Source organism: Microbacterium shimangi, assembly GCF_043556445.1.
GTDB lineage: Bacteria > Actinomycetota > Actinomycetes > Actinomycetales > Microbacteriaceae > Microbacterium.
The window spans coordinates 992,297-1,009,106 of the sequence record NZ_JBIGII010000004.1; the positions used below are offsets into that span (position 1 = coordinate 992,297).

General features: G+C 69.1%; 24 protein-coding genes. 15 read left to right on the top strand and 9 right to left on the bottom strand.

Annotation, left to right across the window (positions count from 1 at the left end):
• Nucleotides 1–43: 43 nt before the first annotated feature.
• Genes ACFXQA_RS11740 through ACFXQA_RS11750 form a run of 3 tightly spaced genes read left to right on the top strand, consistent with a single transcriptional unit; the run spans nucleotide 44 to nucleotide 2,833 of the window.
• Entirely contained in the window at nucleotides 44–1,186 is a 1,143-nt protein-coding gene (locus tag ACFXQA_RS11740) for a peptidoglycan-binding domain-containing protein (RefSeq protein WP_394520016.1), read from the top strand.
• Complete coding sequence (locus ACFXQA_RS11745; protein ID WP_394520017.1) at nucleotides 1,177–1,809, top strand: ATP-binding cassette domain-containing protein; 633 nt, start codon at nucleotides 1,177–1,179, stop codon at nucleotides 1,807–1,809. Before ACFXQA_RS11740 ends, ACFXQA_RS11745 begins: the two co-directional genes overlap by 10 nt.
• Nucleotides 1,802–2,833: a hypothetical protein gene (locus ACFXQA_RS11750; RefSeq protein ID WP_394520018.1), complete on the top strand. Its 1,032-nt coding sequence runs from the start codon at nucleotides 1,802–1,804 to the stop codon at nucleotides 2,831–2,833. Before ACFXQA_RS11745 ends, ACFXQA_RS11750 begins: the two co-directional genes overlap by 8 nt.
• A gap of 37 nt (nucleotides 2,834–2,870) precedes the next feature.
• On the opposite strand, the gene ACFXQA_RS11755 is transcribed toward ACFXQA_RS11750, so the two are convergent.
• Nucleotides 2,871–3,491 carry a histidine phosphatase family protein gene (locus tag ACFXQA_RS11755; RefSeq protein ID WP_394520019.1) on the bottom strand — a complete coding sequence of 207 codons (621 nt, stop codon included), beginning with the start codon at nucleotides 3,489–3,491 and terminating at the stop codon, nucleotides 2,871–2,873.
• A 53-nt stretch (nucleotides 3,492–3,544) separates the two neighbouring features.
• Entirely contained in the window at nucleotides 3,545–4,504 is a 960-nt protein-coding gene (locus ACFXQA_RS11760) for an AraC family transcriptional regulator (protein ID WP_394520020.1), read from the bottom strand.
• Between the two features lie 101 nt (nucleotides 4,505–4,605).
• Between ACFXQA_RS11760 and ACFXQA_RS11765 the strand changes: the two genes are divergently transcribed.
• Together ACFXQA_RS11765 and arfB are read left to right on the top strand one after the other, a co-directional pair.
• A complete protein-coding gene (locus ACFXQA_RS11765) occupies nucleotides 4,606–5,328 on the top strand; it encodes an alpha/beta hydrolase (protein ID WP_394520021.1) in 723 nt (240 codons plus the stop codon).
• A 296-nt stretch (nucleotides 5,329–5,624) separates the two neighbouring features.
• Nucleotides 5,625–6,062 carry an alternative ribosome rescue aminoacyl-tRNA hydrolase ArfB gene (gene arfB, locus ACFXQA_RS11770; RefSeq protein WP_394520022.1) on the top strand — a complete coding sequence of 146 codons (438 nt, stop codon included), beginning with the start codon at nucleotides 5,625–5,627 and terminating at the stop codon, nucleotides 6,060–6,062.
• An 11-nt stretch (nucleotides 6,063–6,073) separates the two neighbouring features.
• On the opposite strand, the gene ACFXQA_RS11775 is transcribed toward arfB, so the two are convergent.
• The 3 genes from ACFXQA_RS11775 to ACFXQA_RS11785 all read right to left on the bottom strand — a co-directional run bounded on the left by ACFXQA_RS11775 (nucleotide 6,074) and on the right by ACFXQA_RS11785 (nucleotide 7,734).
• Nucleotides 6,074–6,808 carry a sulfurtransferase gene (locus ACFXQA_RS11775; RefSeq protein WP_394520023.1) on the bottom strand — a complete coding sequence of 245 codons (735 nt, stop codon included), beginning with the start codon at nucleotides 6,806–6,808 and terminating at the stop codon, nucleotides 6,074–6,076.
• 44 nt (nucleotides 6,809–6,852) lie between these two features.
• A complete protein-coding gene (locus ACFXQA_RS11780) occupies nucleotides 6,853–7,335 on the bottom strand; it encodes a pyridoxamine 5'-phosphate oxidase family protein (protein WP_394520024.1) in 483 nt (160 codons plus the stop codon).
• Nucleotides 7,336–7,434: 99 nt separating this feature from the next.
• The gene (locus ACFXQA_RS11785; RefSeq protein ID WP_394520025.1) at nucleotides 7,435–7,734 is read right to left on the bottom strand and encodes a biopolymer transporter Tol; all 300 of its coding nucleotides are present in this window, start codon (nucleotides 7,732–7,734) and stop codon (nucleotides 7,435–7,437) included.
• Nucleotides 7,735–7,894: 160 nt separating this feature from the next.
• Here ACFXQA_RS11785 and ACFXQA_RS11790 point away from each other — a divergent pair, with 160 nt between their 5' ends.
• The 5 genes from ACFXQA_RS11790 (at nucleotide 7,895) to ACFXQA_RS11810 (ending at nucleotide 10,582) form a co-directional block, all read left to right on the top strand.
• Entirely contained in the window at nucleotides 7,895–8,716 is an 822-nt protein-coding gene (locus ACFXQA_RS11790) for a glycosyltransferase family 2 protein (protein ID WP_394520026.1), read from the top strand.
• Nucleotides 8,713–9,543: an endonuclease/exonuclease/phosphatase family protein gene (locus ACFXQA_RS11795; RefSeq protein WP_394520027.1), complete on the top strand. Its 831-nt coding sequence runs from the start codon at nucleotides 8,713–8,715 to the stop codon at nucleotides 9,541–9,543. The genes ACFXQA_RS11790 and ACFXQA_RS11795 overlap by 4 nt, the downstream gene beginning before the upstream one ends.
• The gene (locus ACFXQA_RS11800) at nucleotides 9,540–10,112 is read left to right on the top strand and encodes a DUF2238 domain-containing protein (protein WP_394520028.1); all 573 of its coding nucleotides are present in this window, start codon (nucleotides 9,540–9,542) and stop codon (nucleotides 10,110–10,112) included. The genes ACFXQA_RS11795 and ACFXQA_RS11800 overlap by 4 nt, the downstream gene beginning before the upstream one ends.
• 94 nt (nucleotides 10,113–10,206) lie before the next feature.
• Complete coding sequence (locus ACFXQA_RS11805) at nucleotides 10,207–10,446, top strand: hypothetical protein (RefSeq protein WP_394520029.1); 240 nt, start codon at nucleotides 10,207–10,209, stop codon at nucleotides 10,444–10,446.
• 13 nt (nucleotides 10,447–10,459) lie between these two features.
• Nucleotides 10,460–10,582: a hypothetical protein gene (locus tag ACFXQA_RS11810; protein WP_394520030.1), complete on the top strand. Its 123-nt coding sequence runs from the start codon at nucleotides 10,460–10,462 to the stop codon at nucleotides 10,580–10,582.
• Between the two features lie 19 nt (nucleotides 10,583–10,601).
• Here ACFXQA_RS11810 and ACFXQA_RS11815 read toward each other — a convergent pair whose 3' ends face one another.
• Both ACFXQA_RS11815 and ACFXQA_RS11820 read right to left on the bottom strand, forming a co-directional pair.
• Nucleotides 10,602–11,252, bottom strand: a complete 651-nt coding sequence (locus tag ACFXQA_RS11815; RefSeq protein WP_394520031.1) for an SGNH/GDSL hydrolase family protein — start codon at nucleotides 11,250–11,252, stop codon at nucleotides 10,602–10,604.
• Between the two features lie 68 nt (nucleotides 11,253–11,320).
• Nucleotides 11,321–12,007: a DUF7255 family protein gene (locus tag ACFXQA_RS11820; protein ID WP_394520032.1), complete on the bottom strand. Its 687-nt coding sequence runs from the start codon at nucleotides 12,005–12,007 to the stop codon at nucleotides 11,321–11,323.
• Nucleotides 12,008–12,153: 146 nt separating this feature from the next.
• On the opposite strand from ACFXQA_RS11820, the gene ACFXQA_RS11825 reads away from it, so the two are divergent.
• The 4 genes from ACFXQA_RS11825 (at nucleotide 12,154) to ACFXQA_RS11840 (ending at nucleotide 14,763) form a co-directional block, all read left to right on the top strand.
• Nucleotides 12,154–13,359 (top strand): MFS transporter, encoded by a 1,206-nt coding sequence (locus tag ACFXQA_RS11825; RefSeq protein WP_394520033.1) that lies wholly within the window; start codon nucleotides 12,154–12,156, stop codon nucleotides 13,357–13,359.
• The gene (locus ACFXQA_RS11830) at nucleotides 13,356–13,712 is read left to right on the top strand and encodes a UBP-type zinc finger domain-containing protein (protein WP_394520034.1); all 357 of its coding nucleotides are present in this window, start codon (nucleotides 13,356–13,358) and stop codon (nucleotides 13,710–13,712) included. The genes ACFXQA_RS11825 and ACFXQA_RS11830 overlap by 4 nt, the downstream gene beginning before the upstream one ends.
• Nucleotides 13,713–13,882: 170 nt before the next feature.
• On the top strand, nucleotides 13,883–14,323 hold the full coding sequence (locus ACFXQA_RS11835) for a MarR family winged helix-turn-helix transcriptional regulator (protein ID WP_394520035.1): 441 nt from the start codon (nucleotides 13,883–13,885) through the stop codon (nucleotides 14,321–14,323).
• Between the two features lie 17 nt (nucleotides 14,324–14,340).
• On the top strand, nucleotides 14,341–14,763 hold the full coding sequence (locus ACFXQA_RS11840; RefSeq protein ID WP_394520036.1) for an organic hydroperoxide resistance protein: 423 nt from the start codon (nucleotides 14,341–14,343) through the stop codon (nucleotides 14,761–14,763).
• A gap of 62 nt (nucleotides 14,764–14,825) precedes the next feature.
• Here ACFXQA_RS11840 and ACFXQA_RS11845 read toward each other — a convergent pair whose 3' ends face one another.
• Nucleotides 14,826–15,590, bottom strand: a complete 765-nt coding sequence (locus ACFXQA_RS11845) for an SDR family NAD(P)-dependent oxidoreductase (RefSeq protein WP_394520037.1) — start codon at nucleotides 15,588–15,590, stop codon at nucleotides 14,826–14,828.
• 102 nt (nucleotides 15,591–15,692) lie between these two features.
• Here ACFXQA_RS11845 and ACFXQA_RS11850 point away from each other — a divergent pair, with 102 nt between their 5' ends.
• Nucleotides 15,693–16,532: a helix-turn-helix transcriptional regulator gene (locus tag ACFXQA_RS11850; RefSeq protein WP_394520038.1), complete on the top strand. Its 840-nt coding sequence runs from the start codon at nucleotides 15,693–15,695 to the stop codon at nucleotides 16,530–16,532.
• A gap of 15 nt (nucleotides 16,533–16,547) precedes the next feature.
• Here ACFXQA_RS11850 and ACFXQA_RS11855 read toward each other — a convergent pair whose 3' ends face one another.
• Nucleotides 16,548–16,763 carry an SCO4848 family membrane protein gene (locus ACFXQA_RS11855; protein ID WP_394520039.1) on the bottom strand — a complete coding sequence of 72 codons (216 nt, stop codon included), beginning with the start codon at nucleotides 16,761–16,763 and terminating at the stop codon, nucleotides 16,548–16,550.
• Nucleotides 16,764–16,810: the final 47 nt, after the last annotated feature.

The following is a 16,810-nucleotide window of genomic DNA, read 5'->3' on the forward strand; positions in this document are numbered from 1 at the left end:
CGCAGCGGCCAGAATAGGGCTACCCGCGAGCGAGGAGGCTTGTGTGACGACCACAGATGGAATCGACGGGCAAGACAGGCGCCGTCCGCGTCCGCCCCGGGGCGCCGGTCTGCGTCGCGTGCTCGCGCTCGTCGGCCTGTGGGCCGTCCCCGTCATCGCCGTCGCCGTTGCGGTGCCTCTGACCGCCGCGCTGGACGCAAGAAGCGTCGAGACGCCACAACCCGCAACGGTCACGGTCGGTTCCCGAGAAGTCGACCGGGCGATCGCCGTGAACGTCGTCGCGACCCTGGGGCCGCAGCCCGAACTACGAACGGGAGTCGACGGCGTCATCACCGGGCTCGGGGAGTCGGGCACGGTGGAGCCGGGTGAGCAGGTCTTCGCCGTCGACGGCACTCCCGTGCTGGCCTACCGCGGTGCGGTGCTGTACCGCGATCTGGCTCAGGACGACCGCGGTGCGGATGTTGCAGCCCTGAGCGATTATCTGGCGGGGCTCGGGCTGTTGGATCCGGCTTCTGGGGGCGACCTTTTCGGGCCCGCCATCGCGGCGTCCGTGCGCGCGCTTCAGCAACGCCTCGGCGTCGCGCAAGACGGCGTTTTCCGCCTCGGGTACGTCTCCTACGTTCCGAGCGGCGCAACGGAGATCGTGGAGGCAGTCGTCGGCCTGGGCGACCGGGTGGCGGCGGGCGACCCCGTGCTGTTGGCGGCCGCCCCGGTCGAATCCGTCGTGCTCACGCCGGTTTCTTCGGGCAATTTGGCGTCGTATGGCGGGGTCGACCTGGCGCTTCGCCTCGGCTCGTCCGCGGTCGACATCTCGGGTGTCGAGGTGAGAGGAGAAGAAGCAGCCGCCATCACTGGCGCTTTGGACGAGGCTGTCCGCACCGGTGCCGCGCGCGTGGAGACGGCGGAGGGCGCTCCGTCCACCTATACCGGCGGAATACTCGTCCTGCGTACGCCGGACACGACCGGGGTGGTGCCCTCCACGGCGGTGCTCGTCGACGCACAATCGCAGACCTGCCTCATCGCGGTGGGCAACGGCGGCGCGCAGGCGGATCTCACCGCCCTGCCGCTGGTCACGGCTACAGCAGGAAGCGAACTCGGTACCGTGATCGTCGACGACACCACCGTCGGCGCTCAGGTGGTGAGGGATGTGTCGACCCTGACGGGTGAGGAGCGTACGTGCGGGTGAAGGTCACCGACGCCGCCATCGCGTTCGGGTCGTTTACCGTCTTCCGTCACTTCTCGGCCTGCTTCGAGGCCGGCCAGGTCACTGCGCTGGTCGGTCCGTCCGGAAGCGGCAAGTCTTCCCTCCTCGCCGCGATGGCCGGATACGTCGCACTCGATCAGGGCGCCATCGAGGTACAAGACCGTGGCATCTCCCGCGCTCCGCATGCCGACCTCGTGGCCTGGGTTCCCCAGGGCTCCAATGCATTGGCCCGTCGATCCGTATTGGACAACGTGCTCATCGCAGCTCTCTCCGCCGGCTCGACCATGGCCGAAGCCACCGATGTGGCAGAGGATGCACTCACCCAGGTCGGGCTCGCCGACCGTTCCGAGGAACAGGCCCGCAGGCTGTCGGGGGGAGAGCTTCAGCGAGTCGCAATCGCCCGAGCGCTCGCCTCGGGGAAGGGGCTGATTCTGGCCGACGAGCCCTCTGCGAACCTGGACGCCCGGAACACCGAGGAGGTCGCGGGGATCCTGAACCGCCTCATATCGCGGGCGACGATCGTGGTGGCGACACACGACCCGATTCTCGTGGGCGCTTCTCATGCCGCCGTTCACCTGCGTTCGGAAGCGGCTTCCCTTGCCTGATTCATGGCGGTTCGCCGACCTCACTCGCGAGGCGTTGCGCAACGTGTTCGGAAGCAGCGCCCGCCTGCTGCCGGCCGTCGCCTTGGCCGGAGTCCTCGGCGCGAGCTCGGTCGGCGTCCTGGTACTCGAGCAGCGGTCTTTCACCGACGAGATCGCCGACCTCACGACTCAGGGCCGCGGTGTGGTCATCGTCGGCGAGGCTTCGCCCGACCGCCCGGCGCGCATATCCCGCTCCTCCTGCGAGGCCATAGCCGAGGTCCCCGGGGTCGAGCAGGCCGGCCTGATCATCGACTCGGGCCGCGTCGATGCTGTGCCCTTTGCGGTGGACGCGCCTGCCCGTCGTGCGTCGACGACGCTTTTCCCTCAGCTGGGCGAGGTCGATGTTCTGGTGGGCGACACGCTGGCCGCCCAGCAGGGGCCGTTCCGAACCTTCGTGAGCGGTCAGGCTTTCGACGCCATGATCGCGCCGCCATCTCGGGAGGGGACGGGCACGGCTTTCACGCTCACATTCCCCCTCCTCCCCGACGACACCTCCGCCGCACGGTGCGTCATCCTGCTCGGTCCCTACGTCTCGGCCCCCGAGGTCACAGCCGACCTGATCGCTCAGCTCGACATCGAAGGCAACACGGTGAGCGGTCAGGAGGTGCTGACTACGCCGCTGGACCCCATCGCCGATTACCTCTCGCGTATCAGCCGCTTCGCACCACTCGCGCTCGGTCTCGCGGGCGGTTTCATCACGGCAGTCATCACCCGGACGCGCACCAGCGAGCTCGCCGTCTACCGCCTCTCAGGAACCGCGCGAGCCTCTCTGCTCACGCTCATCACCCTCGAGAATCTCCTCATCGCCGGTACGGCCGCAGCCGTCACCGGTATCGCCGCTCTGCTTCTCGTGGCGCATCTTCTCGACCCGGCCACAGCGGCCCTCGGCGGATTCTCGTTGGCAGGAACCTGGGCCTTCGTCGCCACTCTGGCATCGGCAGACATCCCTTTCCGTCGACCGACGGACCTCGCGAAGGATCGCTGAGCAGCGATTCGCCCCCGCGCGAGGTGTCCGCCGCCACTCACCGACCGCGCACGTGGTTCCACTGCACGATGACCTCGGAGCCGTGCTCGTACCCGAGTTCGCAGACCGCCGATGTGCCGAGCACGAAGTATCGGCCGCCCGCCGCGGTCAGGCCGAGCCACACGCCCGCGAGCGCGCGCAAGAAGTGGGAGTGCGAGAACAGCAGCACGTCCTCACCATCGAGAACGCGGGGGCGGATGCTGTCGAGCAGCGCCCCCGCACGAGACGTGACCTGTTCGACGCTCTCGCCCGGGGTGTCACCCGCTGGGGTTCCCCCGTCCCATACCGTCCACGGGCGACCCAGGTGGTCGATGATCTCGGGGGTCGTCAGGCCCTCGTACGCGCCGTAGTCCCATTCCACGAGGCGCGCATCTTCGTGCGCGTCGGGAAAACCCGCGCGGCGCGCCGTTTCGACGGCGCGCTTCAGCGGGCTGGAGAGAACCAGACCGAAGTGCCGCGAAGCGAGCAGGGTCCCCGCCAACTCGGCCTTATAGGCGCCCGTCTCGGTGAGCGGGATGTCGGTCAGCCCGGTGTGGCGTCCGTTGCGGCTCCACTCCGTCTCACCGTGCCGCACGAGCACGATGCGTCCTTCGGATTCCGGTTTCACTGTCTCGCTCATGCCCCTCATCCTCCCCCGTCAGGTGGCACGCGCGTGGCGTCGCGACGCCGATGTCAGCGGGCCGCCGCGCTCGGCGGGCGAAACGACGCGGGTGTCCGTCCGAACCGTGCTCGAAAGGCGCGATGGAAGCCGGATGCGTCGCCCCACCCGCAGGCGTGCACGATCTGCTCGATCGACCGACCCGCCCACGTCGGGTCGCTGAGTCGGTCGCGCGCCCACTCGAGACGCGCGCGCAGCATCCATTCGGTGACGGTCTCGCCCTCCGCGGCGAAGACGGCCTGAACCGTCCTGGTCGACACACCGTGGATGGCGGCGAGATCACGAACACCGAAAGCCGGCTGGCCGAGGTGGGTGCCCGCCGTCGCCGAATACTGGGCGAAGCGGCCCGGGGTGCTCTCCTGATCGGGGGCGCAGAGGGTTCGGAACAGTGCCGCGACGACCACCGCCATCGCTCCGGCGATCTCGGTGCGGCCCCCATCGAACTCGGCCGTCATCAGCCGCGTCTGCAGGGTGATCTGTCGGCCGAGGAGGGTGTGCCGCATCCGCTCGTTGATCTCGGCGACGCTCGTCGCGTCGAGACCATGCCCGACGGCGTCACGCGGCACGCGGAGCGAATACAGGTGGAACCTCCGAGATGCATCGAACCGCAGACGAAACGGCTCGGAGTTGTCCAGGAGTACGGGCGTTGCGGCGGGTACCGCTGTCGCCTCTCCCCCGCGCTCGACCATCGACGGCGAGGTGCTGCTGAAGTTGAGGAAGAGGGCGTCGTCGGGCCGCGCCGAGATACCGCGCCGGTCACGCAGCGCGTCGTGCCCGGGCGCACGCATGCGCGACAGCACGAGGTCACCCCAGGTGAAAGCGAGCACGTCGGCGTCGAAGCCCGGAGAAACCTCGCGCTCCGGGCGAATACCGAGGTAGACGTCGCAGAGCGCGTCACAGAAATGGTCGAACTGCCGGCGCGGCTCGACGTCACGAGTCGTCGCCTCGAGCAGGGGCGACGAGGGTGCGCTCACGTCCATGAATCTTCGCCTCCCACCAGTGCGCCCGGCCTCGTCATCGCCGTACCCTGCTGCGAAGCACAGCGCGAAGCTGTACACACCCGGAGGAGACGACGATGTCTGAGAAACCGACTTTACTGCTGGTGCACGGCGCCTGGCACGGCTCATGGGCCTGGGACCCGCTCGCCGCCATCCTCGAAGACCGCGGCTGGACCGTCGAGAGGGTCGACCTTCCGACCGTTCACGCCGCCGATCCCATCGGTCTGCACCTGGCCGACGACGCCGACGCGATCTCTGCGGCGATCGACGCCATCGACGGCCCGGTCGTGGTCGTCGCGCACTCCTACGGCGGGGTGCCCACGACGCAGGCGGCCTCGGCCGAAAACGTGCGGCACATCGTCTACATCGCGGCGTTCGTGCTCGACGAGGGTGAATCGCTCCTCGGCGCAGTCGGCGGGGTCGCGCCGTCGTGGTGGGTGGTCGACGGCCCGCTGGCGACCGCCGGCACCGCCGAAGAGCCGCCGATCTCGCTGTTCTTCGCGGACGTCGAACCGGATGCTGCCGCCACGGCCGCCGCCAAGCTACGGCCGCAGAGCGTGTTGGCGTTCCAGGAGCCGCTGACGGCGGTCGCCTGGCGCACGAAGCCTTCGACTTTCGTGCTCACCGAACAGGACGCGATCTTTCCCGTCCCGGCGCAAGAAGGCCTGGCGGCGCGTGCCGGCTCCACCCTGCGGCGCCTCGACACCAGCCACTCGCCGTTCCTCTCGCAGCCCGCGGCCGTCGCCGACATCATCGAGGAGGCGGCCACGGGCCCGGCGGCCGTCGCCGCCGACGGCTGACCTCGCAGGCCCGCGGGCTGCGCGACCAGGCGATACGAACCACGGTGGTCGACTCGGCCCATCGCGCACTAACTCAGGCTGGATGGGCGCAGGCTCTGCCCGTACCCCGACTTTCCGCGGCGCCTGCGACGGAGGCGGCCATTCATCCTGAGTTAGTGCGAAGGCGGAGGGGCGGGGCGCACCGGCGCTCGGCCCGCGTCGCGAGTTCGGTCGGTGCGGCAGTGGACTGTGGTGGTCTCGATCTGCGCGCCAGCGTCTGCGCGTGAAGATGGGCGTTCCGGGAGGATGATGGGTGCATGGCTGCCCCGCATCGACCCGGTCTCCGGGTCGCAGCGGGGGTCGTCATCCCCGAGTCGGAGCTGTCATGGCGGTTCTCTCGTTCGTCCGGCCCGGGCGGGCAGGGGGTCAACACCGCAGACTCCCGCGTGGAGCTCGTCTGGGATGCGGCGGGGTCCGCGGTGCTCTCGCCTGTCCAGCGGGAAAGGCTCCTCGAGCGGCTGAGCGGTCGCCTGGTCGACGGCGTGCTGACGATCGCCGCGTCCGAGCACCGCGCACAGTTGCGCAACAGAGACGCGGCCCGGGCTCAGTTGACCGCGATGGTGAGCGACGCCTTGCGTCCGCCGGCGCCGACGCGTCGGGCGACGAAACCCAGCCGAGGCTCGAAGGAGCGTCGGCTGAAAGCGAAACAGCGGCGCACCACCACGAAGCAGCTGCGTCGACCGCCTACCGACTGACGCCGAGTCCCTCACGCCTTCTTCGCGGTGAGTTCCGGCGTCAGCGCTTCACGCTCATCGAACACGAAGCACTCTCCACTCCAGTGCGCCCGGCCCACCTTCTCGAAGTACCCCAAGATGCCGCCGTCGAGCTGGTACGCCTCGACGCCCTCTTCACGCAGGTGGATCGCCGCCTTCTCGCAGCGGATACCGCCCGTGCAGAAACTCACGACCGTCTTGCCCTCGAGGTCGGCGAGGTGCGCGGCCGCAGCATCCGGAAATTGGGTGAACCGCTCTATCGCCCAGTTCGTCGCACCGTCGAACGTGCCGTAGTCCACCTCGAAGGCATTGCGCGTGTCGAGGAGGACCACCTCACGTCCCTCGTCGTCATGACCGCGGTCGAGCCACCCGCGCAACGTCTCGGGAGCGACCGCCGGCGCGCGACCGACGGCGGGCCGGACGGTCGGGCGATCCATGCGGATGATCTCGCGCTTGACCTTGACGAGCATCTTGCGGAAGGGCTGGTCGTCCGACCAGCTCTCTTTCGGCTCGAGGCCTGCGAACCGAGGTTCTGAACGCAGCACGTCCACGAATTCGCGAAGCGACGTCGCGTCACCGGCGAGGAAGAGATTGATCCCCTCCTCGGCGAGAAGGATCGTGCCGCGGAGCCCTCCGGCCAGCGCCCGCTCAACCAGTACCGGTCGGAGCGCGGCGGGATCATCGATCGGGGTGAACAGGTAGGCCGAGATGTTCAGAACGGAGGGCACCGAGCCAGCGTACGCACGCTCGGTGCCCTCGTTCGAACGCCGTGTCAGAGGTCGAACTTCTCGTTGTCGCCTTCGTAGGCCTCGCCCGTGAGCTTGTGCTTGACGAGCGCCACGATCGTGGCGACCTTGCCGCCGGGGGTGTCCCAGTACTCGCCGCTGACCGTGTCGACCTTGAGCAGGGTGACGTTCGGGTCTTCGGGGCCGTCGGGGAACCATGCCTCGACAGCGGGGTTCCAGAGCTCACGGAGCTTGGCGATGTCGTCGACGACACTGGCCGTGCCCGCCAACGACAGCCACGAATCGTTCGAGCTGAACGAGACGCCGACGTTCGCGTCACGGGCGATGTGCTCGACGGCTGAGGCGTTGCGACCGATGATGAACCAGAGGTCACCGTCGAACTCGCTTTCCTGCACCGTGAGCGGGTGGGCCGTCAGCTTGCCGTCGTCTGCGCGGCTCGTCAGCATCGCGAAACGAAAATCCTTCAGCAGGCTGGCGAGCTTCTCGAGCTCGGGGGTCGACGCGGTCATGTGTGGGCCTTCCGGTAGGGAATGGAACAGTCCTATCGAACGCCCCCGCCGCCGAGAGCGCACGCCGTTGACACCGGCGGAGAAACCGTGTCCGCGCCCTCAGTCGTCCAGGGCGCCGAGCTCGTCCAGGGCGGCTCGGGCCCGGGCGAGCCGCTCGGTCTCGGCGTCGTCCCACCAGTACGGACCGCGCTCCCCGAGACCGTGCTTGGCCAAGCCCACACGGTGCCGAGCCGCGGCGACAGCTTCGTCGTCGCCGGCCCGCTTTGCCGTGCGCACCCCCGAACGACCTCTTCCGAGGTGCGAGCGCAGCGCGGCGGCGACGTCTTCAGGGAGGGCGGGATCGGTGCGACGCCACCGACGACCGTTGATGACCAGCCAGCGTTCGTCGTCTTCGGTCATAACGCGGTCAGTCCACACCCATCCCGGGCGTGACGTCGGCGCCACGCCCGAGAAGGCGGCCGCCGTCTCCCGGGTACCTCGCACCACTGTGGCTGTCAACGGCCACCGCTCCGGCTCGTCGGCCGCTTAGCGTGGCAGTTCTGCCCGCCGAGGAGACGACGTGACGAACGCCACCGAACAACGACACCGCCCCCGAGGGTCGTTGCCCGATTACCTCACCGTTTCCGTGGTGATCCCCGTGAAGAACGACGCCGTTGCGCTCACGCGATGCCTCGCAGCACTCGCGAACCAGACGCGCACCCCCAACGAGACGATCGTGGTCGACAATGGCTCGTCCGATGCATCCGCAGAGGTCGCGCGACGCGCCGGGGCGCGGGTCGTGGAATGTGTCCGCCCCGGTATCCCCGCGGCGAGCGCGCTCGGCTACGACGCGGCCACGGGAGCGGTCATTCTGCGCCTCGACGCAGACTGCGTGCCCGATCCCACGTGGGTCGAGATGGTGATCGCGTCCTTCACCCGGCATCCCGACGTGGCCGCTTTCACCGGTGGCGCCCGGTTCGTCGACGGACCGCGGATGCTGCGGCGCCCCCTCGCCGCGGCTTACCTGTTGGCGTACACGCTGGCCACCGCGCCCGCTCTCGGCCACCTGCCCCTGTTCGGATCGAACGTCGCGCTCCGCCGCGACGCGTGGAACGACGTGCGCTCGTCGGTGCACCGCCACGACGCTTCGTTGCACGACGACTTCGATCTCGCCTATCACCTCGGTGAACACCACCGCATCCGCCTCCTCCCCACGGCGGCCATGGGCATGTCGATGCGGCCCTTCACGAGCGCTTCGGGTTTCGCGACCCGGATCGGCCGGGGGTTCCGAACCGTGACCGTGCACTGGCCGCACGACTTCCCGCCGCTTCGATGGCGGCGGGTCGTGTGGAACCGCCTCCGACGCGATCGTGCCCGATCAGACGCCCGACTCGCCCGATGACCCCGATGATCGGCCGCATCGAGCCCCCCGATCTGCACGTGATGACCTACAACATCCGGCGGCGGGTCGTGTTCGATCCGCGGCGTGCCGACCGGTGGGACGCCCGCCGCAACCCGCTGCGGACGCTGCTCACCGCGGAGGCGCCGGCGGTCCTCGGCGTTCAGGAAGCGATGCCCGACCAAGCCGAGTTCGTGCACTCCTCGCTCGGCAAGCGCTATCGGTCGGTCGGACGAGGGCGCGACCGAGACGGAGGCGGGGAGGCGTGCCCGCTGTTCTACGACGAGGAGCGCCTCGAACTGGTCGACTCCACACAGAGCGCTCTGTCGGAGCACCCCGACGTGGCGGGGTCGCGATCGTGGGGGTCGGCCTTCCCCCGCATCGTGGTGACGGCCTCGTTCTTCGACCGGGCGACCTCCACCCGCTTCGTCGTGCTCAACACCCACCTCGACCCGTTCTCGGCGCGGGCCCGGGTGCGATCGAGCGAGATGGTCCGCGACCTCGCCGCCGCGGCGGCTCACCCGACCCTGGTGCTCGGCGATCTGAATGCGGCCCCCGACTCGCCCGCCGTTCGCGCCTTGCTGGCGGGCGACAGCCTCCGCGATGCGTGGGCGGCCGCCGACACGCGGGTGACCCCCGAGTGGGGCACTTTCGCGAACTATCGCCCCCCGCGCGCCGGGTCGGGCCGCATCGACTGGATCGCCGTGTCGAACGGAGTCCGCGTGAAGCGGGTCGGCGTGAATGCGTCGGCCGTCGAAGGGAACTGGCCTTCGGACCACCTACCCGTCCAGGCAGTCCTGAGACTGTCCGATGAGAGCTCAACGAGATGATCGAGAACTTCCTGCGCGCACCCCGAACCCCCGGCGCGTATTTCGCAGACGCGGTGCGCGTCGTCGGCGCCTTGAGCGTCATCGCTGCCGCCCTGTGGTGGACGCCGACCGACGCCGGTATCGTCGCGCTGACGCTGCCGGCCTTGCTCGTGCCGCGTTTCGTGGGCGTCCGCCCGTCGTTCGACATCGCCGCGTGCCTCACGATCCTGATAGCCGCGTGGAGCAACGTCTTCGACCTGTACACGAGTGTGCCGGGATGGGATCTCCTCGTCCATTTCGCCTGCACCGGGGTTCTCGCCGTGCTCGTCTACCTCCTGCTCTCCTTCGTCGGCGTCACGCCTCCGCCGCACACCCCCGCGTTCACTCGACGCGCGGCGGTGGTGCTCGTCACCGCCTTCGGTCTGGCGCTCAGCGCCCTCTGGGAGGTGGTCGAGTGGCTCGGCGAGACATTCGTCACCGACGAGATCTTCGTCACGTACAGCGACACCATCGGCGACATGGTCTTGGGCGGACTCGGTGCGCTGGTGGCGGCCGTCTTCTTCGCCCGCGCACCGGCCGCGCGCACCTGACACACGCGGCGCTCGGGCGCAAGGGTGTGCCCCCGGGGGCGTGCGACGGGTGTGATGGAACACGTACGTACGAAGAAGCACCTGGAGGACCCTCATGAACCGATTCGCGAAATTGCTCCTCGTCGCCGGCGCCGCTGCCGGCGTCCTCCTCGGGGTCCGGGCCGTGATCGCGAAGTACGGCGCGCTGGCCGCCGCCGCGGTCGCCGTCTGGAACGATCCCGAGGTCAAGAAGATCCGCCGTCGGGCGGCGAAGCACCTCAAGAAGGCCAGGAAGTCGGCCGAGAAGGCTGCACGAAAAGCCGAGAATACGGCCCGCAAAGCTCTGAACGACTGACGAAGGGCACACCATGAGCGACAAAGAACAGCGCGACAGCACCGACATCGACACCGACGCCGCGACGGGCGGCGCCCCCGACGACGTCGACACGACCGACGAAGACGGAACACCCACCGAGAACCCCTCCGGCTGATCCCCCTGCCGGTCGTGAATCACAGCCCTCGCTCAGCGAGGGCTGTCTTCATGTTCCGATAGATCTCGTCGTACCCGGAGTCGTTCGGGTGAAGGCCGTCGTCGGCCATCTCACCCTGGCGGCCCTGTATCCATGACGACGCACCGGGGATGTACTCGGCGTCGATGTCTGCCGCAGCATCCGAGACCCATCCGATGATGGTTTCCAGCCCTTCCGGTCGCTCGGCGGTGTACCAGAAGGGCTCGACGACGATGAACCGGGCCTCGGGAAGTGCGGTGGCGAGCCTTTCGAAGTCGTCGGCGATACGATCGCGGATCGCCGTGCCACGCGCCTCGAAGCTGAAGACGTCGTTGAGGCCCATCGTGACGATGACGATGTCGGGTTCTGCCGCGATGATGTCGCCGGGCAGGTCGACGCCCCGTGCATCGCGGTTGTTCACGAATCCGAGCCCGTTGACGCTGGGATTGAACTCGCGCCACCCGTGGTCCTGGGCGATCCGCGTCGACCAGCGCGCCTCGGGCGAACTCGCGCCGGTCCCGAGGGTGTACGAGTCGCCGTAGAAGGCCACGAGCGGTCGACCGTCGTCGGGCGGCGGCGCCACCGACGCCCCGGAGCATCCGGTCAGGGCGAGGCCGAGGGCACCCACGATCGCAGCGATGATGCGACGCATCCGTACCTCCCGCTCGTCGCTCTCTCTTCGGAGCAACCCCCGTGGCGGTTTGCGACTCGGGGTTTCGCTCAGCGTGGCAGAGTCTCCGCGAGCACCGCGCCGGGAGCCGCCACGCGCGTTCCGGAGGTACGGCGGTCGAGCAGATCGCGCAACGCATCGTCGTCGAATTCGGCGGCGTCTTCGAGCACGTCGTTGAGTGTCACGCCGCCGAGATCGTCGTGGACCGACAGCCGCGCGAGCCGCACCCCGCCGGACGCCGCGACCGCGTCGCGCATCGCGTCGTACAAGGCGCGTTGCTTCCAGCTCGGGGAGCCGGGACCCGAGAGGTCGCCGTGCGGCGCGGCGGCACCGAACTGCGTCGCCGAGCCGATGCTCTCCCAGAAGCCGCCCGACGAATGCGTGAGTAGTGCCGCATCTTCACGAGTGAGGCAGAAGCGACGGTAGTCGTCGGTCCACGGCAGGCCTTCGGCCCAGGGCGCCGCGAGCGTGGTCAGACGGTAGCGGGTGAAATGCTGCTCCTCGTCGAGTTCGACGACCAGGCGGCCGCTGCTTCCTCGCAGCGAGAGATCCCAGCCGACGGGTTTGAGCAACGGCGTCTGCAGCACCCCACCGAGCTGCGTGTACAGCTCGCGCACCCACCCCGCGACGGGCTGGTCCAGCCCGGGGCTTCGCGGCAGCGGCGGCGCCACCGCGGTGTCCATGCCGAGGCCGCGCAGCAGCCGGCCGAGTCGGTCTTGTCGATCTCCACGCACCACGACTACACCTTCTCGCTTCACGACGGCCGACGGGTGAATAGCCGGGGTCGGGCGGTCGAACATCAGGATCGGCGGGGCCCTCGACAACCGTCGCACCCAGGAACGGCACCGAGGCTCTACGGTCGGAGAGGAAGAAGGGGAACAGCATGGCCGAGAAGAAATCGCGCATCTCGCACGCCACAGGATTCTGGGTCGTCGCGGTGAGCTTCGTCCTCGTCATGGCCTACTCCACGGTCCCCACTCCGCTGTACCCCCTCTACCAACAGCAAGACGGCTTCCCGGTCTCGGTGGTGACCGTCGTCTTCGCCGCCTACGCGGTGGGGGTCGTCTTCAGCCTGTTCTTCGTCGGACACGTGAGCGACTGGGCAGGACGACGACGGATGCTGGTGATCGCCGTGCTGGTCTCGGCGCTGTCCGCCGTGCTCTTCCTCGCGTGGAGCTCGGTACCGGGCCTCATCGTCGCGCGGCTGGTCAACGGCGCGAGCATCGGAATCCTCACGGCCACCGCCACGGCCCACCTCGGAGAGTTGCGCGCCAAGGCGCGACCCGACGAGAACGCGATCGTGGCAGCATCCGTCGCGGGAGCCGCCAACCTCGGAGGCCTGGCGCTCGGCCCCCTGATCGGCGGCCTCTTCGCCGAGTTCCTCCCCGCCCCGCTCGTGCTCCCCCATGTCGTCTTCCTCGTCGCCCTGCTCATCGCGGCGGTCGTGCTCACCGCCGTGCCCGAGACCGTCCGCGTGCCCGAGCAGCGACCGGTGTACCGACCTCAGCGGCTGGCCGCTCCGCCGTCGGCCCGTCGTGCGTTCATCGCGGCGGGGTTCGGCGCCTTCGCGGGGTTCTCGGTGTTCGGGTTGTTCACCTCGCTCGCGCCGACCTTCCTCGTCGGCACGTTCGAGCAGCCGGACCACCTCGCCGCGGGCGCCACCGCGTTCTCGGTGTTCGCCGCCGCGGCCGCCGGCCAACTCGTGTTCGCACGCGTGCCGCTGCGGACGCAGCTCGGCATCGCGGTGGGCTGCTGCGCCGTCGGGCTGATCGGGGTCGCGTCCGGGGCGGTACTCCCCCAGCTCGCCGTCTTCCTGATCGGCGGCATCGTCGCCGGCGTCGGCGTCGGGCTGCTGTTCAAGTCGTCGATCGCGACCGCGTCATCGCTCGCCGACCCGAGCCGCCGCGGTGAAACGCTGGCACTGATCTTTCTCATCGCGTACTGCGGACTCGCCCTGCCGGTGCTCGCGGTGGGTCTCTTCCTGACATTCGTCGAGCAGACCACTGTGCTGCTCGTCTTCTCCGCGCTGGTGCTCATCGCCACGGTGAGCGCCGGCCTCGTCATGCGCACCCGGAAGGCAGCCTCATGAACGCGTCGACAGATTCCCTCCGCACCGACGTCCCCCCGAGTGGGCCGGGCTGCGTCGAGTGCGATGCCACCGGTAGCTGGTGGGTGCACCTGCGCCGGTGTGCCCGGTGCGGGCATGTCGGATGCTGCGACGCATCGCTCAACAAGCACGCCACCGCGCACTTCCACTCCACGGCGCACCCGGTGATGCAGAGTTACGAACCCGGCGAGGAGTGGTTCTGGGACTACACCACCGAGGAGTACCTCGACGGGCCGGCTCTGGCGCCGCCGCGCAGTCATCCCCGCAGCCAGACTGTCCCCGGCCCCGCCGATCGCCTGCCCGCGGACTGGGAGCGGCAGCTCGACGAAAGCTGAGGACATCCCGCGCCTCGAGGCGGGCACGCGGCGACTCCCCCCTCGAAATCGGGGATCTCCTCAGGTTCGGTGCCCACTTCATCGGTTTGTTCACACCACCGCGGGGTTCTGCAGCGGATGCTGGAGCGGTTTAGGTTGTGCACAACTAGATCGCGTGCAATGCTTATTGCATGCCCGCGACCGACGAGATGGTGTGCTTCGCCCTCTATTCGGCGAGCCGTGCCACCACCCAGGCCTACCGCCGGGTGCTCGAGCCCTGGGGCCTGACCTATCCGCAGTACCTCGTGCTGGTGACGCTCTGGACCGACGGCACTCGCACGGTCGGTCAGCTCGGCCAGGCTCTCGACCTCGACTCGGGCACGCTGTCGCCGCTGCTGCGTCGCCTCGAGCGGGCGGGTATCGTCACGCGCGCCCGACGCTCCGACGACGAACGTGTCGTCGAGGTCGAACTGACTGAGCTCGGCACCGACCTCCGCGCCCGCATGAGCGGCGTCTCGGCCGAGATCGCCACCTGCATGGGCATCGGGCTCGATACCGCGCGCGGGCTCCTCGACTCCCTGCACAGCCTCACCCGCACCGTGCAGGCCTCCTCCGAGGCATCCGCCTCCTGAACCGAAAGGACATCCCCATGGACGTCATCTACACCGCAGAAGCTTTGTCGACCGGCGCAGGACGCAACGGACACGTCGCGACGAAAGACGGCACCCTCGATCTCGACCTGAGCATCCCGAAAGAGATGGGCGGCGCGGGCGGCGCCCCCAACCCCGAGGCGCTCTTCGCCGCCGGCTACGCGGCGTGCTTCCACAGTGCGCTCCAGGGCGTCGCCCGCTCGCAGAAGATCACGCTCGAAGACGAGACCGTCGGTGCACGCGTGCACATCGGTCCGAACGGCGACGGCGGTTTCCAGCTCGCCGTCGAACTCGAGGTCGTCATCCCGAACGTGCCGCACGACCAGGCTCAGGCTCTCGCCGACGCCGCGCACAAGGTGTGCCCGTACTCGAACGCGACCCGCGGCAACATCGACGTGAAGGTCACCGTCACCGACGACTGATCGAGTCACCGCCCGCACGACGAACCGCCGGTCCCCAGGGGCCGGCGGTTCGTCGTTTCGCGTCAGAGCCGTTGGCCGCCCGAGGCCTCGATGCGCTGAGCCGTGACCCAGCCCATACGCGGATCGAGCACCGCGGCGATCGCCGCACCGATGTCGTCGGGCTGTCCGATCCGACCCATGGCGACCGTCGGCAGGATCATCGCGCGGTACTGCTCGCTGTCGCGGATGCTTCCGCCGGCGAAATCAGTGGCGGTCGCGCCGGGTGCGAGAACGTTCACCGCGATGCCACGTGCGCCGAGATCCTTCGCGAGGTAGAGCGTCCACGTCTCGATCGCCGTCTTCATCGCCGCGTAAACGGAGAACGCCGACGCGGTGGCGAACCGGCTGAGTCCGGTCGAGATGTTGAGGATCCGTCCGCCGTCGACGATCAGCGGCTCGAGTTCCTGCGTGAGGAGCACGACCCCCGTGAAGTGCACGGCCACGAGCCGGTCGATCTCGGTACGGTCGATCTTGCCGAACGGCGTGTTCCCGGCGTAGCCGGCGTTGTTGAGCAGCACGTCGAAGTCGTCGCGCTGCCAGGTCTCCGCCAGGGCGCCGCGCAGGGCGTCGGCGAACGCGGGGAACGTGTCGGGGTCTGTCGTGTCCAGCGGCAGCGCGACGGCGCGCCGACCCCGTGCCTCGATCTCGGCGACGACGGATGCGGCGGCGCCGCCGTTGGTGTGGAAGGTGACGACGACGTCGTCGCCGGCGTCGGCGAGGGCGAGAGCCGCAGCCCTGCCGAGTCCGCGGGAGCCGCCGGTGATGAGGGTGATGCGTGAATTGGTCATGTGCTCCACTCTCGGCCGACGGCTGACGGGCAGCCAGGGCGCGCTCATCGAGGGAGCGGCGGTCCCTGGCTGTCTCGCGTCGAGAGAGCAGACAATGGGGGCATGGACCGCATGCAACTCGCTGAGTTCCTTCGCACGCGACGCGAGGCGCTGCAGCCCGAGGATGTCGGGCTCTCACGCGGGCCGCGTCGCCGCACACCCGGCTTACGGCGCGAAGAAGTCGCTCAGCTCGCGGGGATGTCGACCGACTATCTGAACCGCCTCGAGCAGCAGCGGGGCCCGCAGCCGTCGACGCAGATGCTGCGCGCGCTCGCCCGGGCGCTGCGTCTCGACCTGGACGAGCGGGATCACCTGTACCGGATCGCGGGACAGGCCCCACCCGATCGGATCGGTGTGAGCGACCACATCGCGCCCGGCATCCTCCGCATCATCGACAGGCTGGGCGACACCCCCGCACAGGTGATCAGTGAACGGGGTGAGGTGCTCCTGCAGACCGAACCCGCGAAGGCCCTGCTCGGCGACCTGTCGGGTCTCGAGGGCATGGCCCGCTCGACCACCTATCGCTGGTTCACCGATCCTGCCTCACGCGCGATCTACCCCGAAGCCGACCACGAACTGCGCGGGCGGATCTTCACCGCCGAGCTTCGCAACGCCTACGCGCGTCTCGGCAGCGATTCGATGGTGGGCGCGATCGTCGCCGAGCTCTTGCGCATCAGCCCCGAGTTCGTCGCGGCGTGGGCGTCGCACGAGGTCAGCGACAAGCATCCGATGTCCAAGCGGTTCCACCACGACGGCGTCGGGGACCTGACCCTGGAATGCCAGACGCTCCTCGACACCGAAGCCGGTCAACGACTGCTCGTCTTCACGGCTCGGCCGGGCACCGAAGACGCCGAGAAACTCGCGCTCCTCTGCGTGCTCGGCACCCAGCGCATGACGGCGTGAGGCGCCGGCCGTGACTCAGACGGTGATCGCGACGATGCCCGCGATGATCGACGCGAGGGCCAGCGCGAGGGCGAGGGCGATGAGTACCGCGTGCACGATGAGGAACGTCGTCGCCTTACCGGCGGCATCTCGTGCGCGAGGGTCCTTCGCCACACGGGTGTAGAACCGCGGCCACACGATCACGTTGAAGGCGGCATTGACGAAGAGCAGGACGACCGGCACAGTTTCCACCGTCGAAGCCTACGCGGCGGCGAATACCGCGGTGGGTGCCGGCGCGG

Bases quoted from the DNA above. Each gene is read 5' to 3' on its own strand.
- ACFXQA_RS11850 (WP_394520038.1), top strand. From the start codon at position 15,693: ATGGACCGCATGCAACTCGCTGAGTTCCTTCGCACGCGACGCGAGGCG.
- ACFXQA_RS11780 (WP_394520024.1), bottom strand. From the start codon at position 7,335: ATGACCGCGTCGACCCCCGAGCTCGAGAAGCTCGCCAGCCTGCTGAAG.
- ACFXQA_RS11800 (WP_394520028.1), top strand. From the start codon at position 9,540: ATGATCGAGAACTTCCTGCGCGCACCCCGAACCCCCGGCGCGTATTTC.
- ACFXQA_RS11765 (WP_394520021.1), top strand. From the start codon at position 4,606: ATGTCTGAGAAACCGACTTTACTGCTGGTGCACGGCGCCTGGCACGGC.
- ACFXQA_RS11830 (WP_394520034.1), top strand. From the start codon at position 13,356: ATGAACGCGTCGACAGATTCCCTCCGCACCGACGTCCCCCCGAGTGGG.
- ACFXQA_RS11840 (WP_394520036.1), top strand. From the start codon at position 14,341: ATGGACGTCATCTACACCGCAGAAGCTTTGTCGACCGGCGCAGGACGC.
- ACFXQA_RS11845 (WP_394520037.1), bottom strand. From the start codon at position 15,590: ATGACCAATTCACGCATCACCCTCATCACCGGCGGCTCCCGCGGACTC.
- ACFXQA_RS11755 (WP_394520019.1), bottom strand. From the start codon at position 3,491: ATGAGCGAGACAGTGAAACCGGAATCCGAAGGACGCATCGTGCTCGTG.
- ACFXQA_RS11835 (WP_394520035.1), top strand. From the start codon at position 13,883: ATGCCCGCGACCGACGAGATGGTGTGCTTCGCCCTCTATTCGGCGAGC.
- ACFXQA_RS11810 (WP_394520030.1), top strand. From the start codon at position 10,460: ATGAGCGACAAAGAACAGCGCGACAGCACCGACATCGACACCGACGCC.
- ACFXQA_RS11795 (WP_394520027.1), top strand. From the start codon at position 8,713: ATGACCCCGATGATCGGCCGCATCGAGCCCCCCGATCTGCACGTGATG.
- arfB (WP_394520022.1), top strand. From the start codon at position 5,625: ATGGCTGCCCCGCATCGACCCGGTCTCCGGGTCGCAGCGGGGGTCGTC.
- ACFXQA_RS11785 (WP_394520025.1), bottom strand. From the start codon at position 7,734: ATGACCGAAGACGACGAACGCTGGCTGGTCATCAACGGTCGTCGGTGG.
- ACFXQA_RS11825 (WP_394520033.1), top strand. From the start codon at position 12,154: ATGGCCGAGAAGAAATCGCGCATCTCGCACGCCACAGGATTCTGGGTC.
- ACFXQA_RS11805 (WP_394520029.1), top strand. From the start codon at position 10,207: ATGAACCGATTCGCGAAATTGCTCCTCGTCGCCGGCGCCGCTGCCGGC.
- ACFXQA_RS11815 (WP_394520031.1), bottom strand. From the start codon at position 11,252: ATGCGTCGCATCATCGCTGCGATCGTGGGTGCCCTCGGCCTCGCCCTG.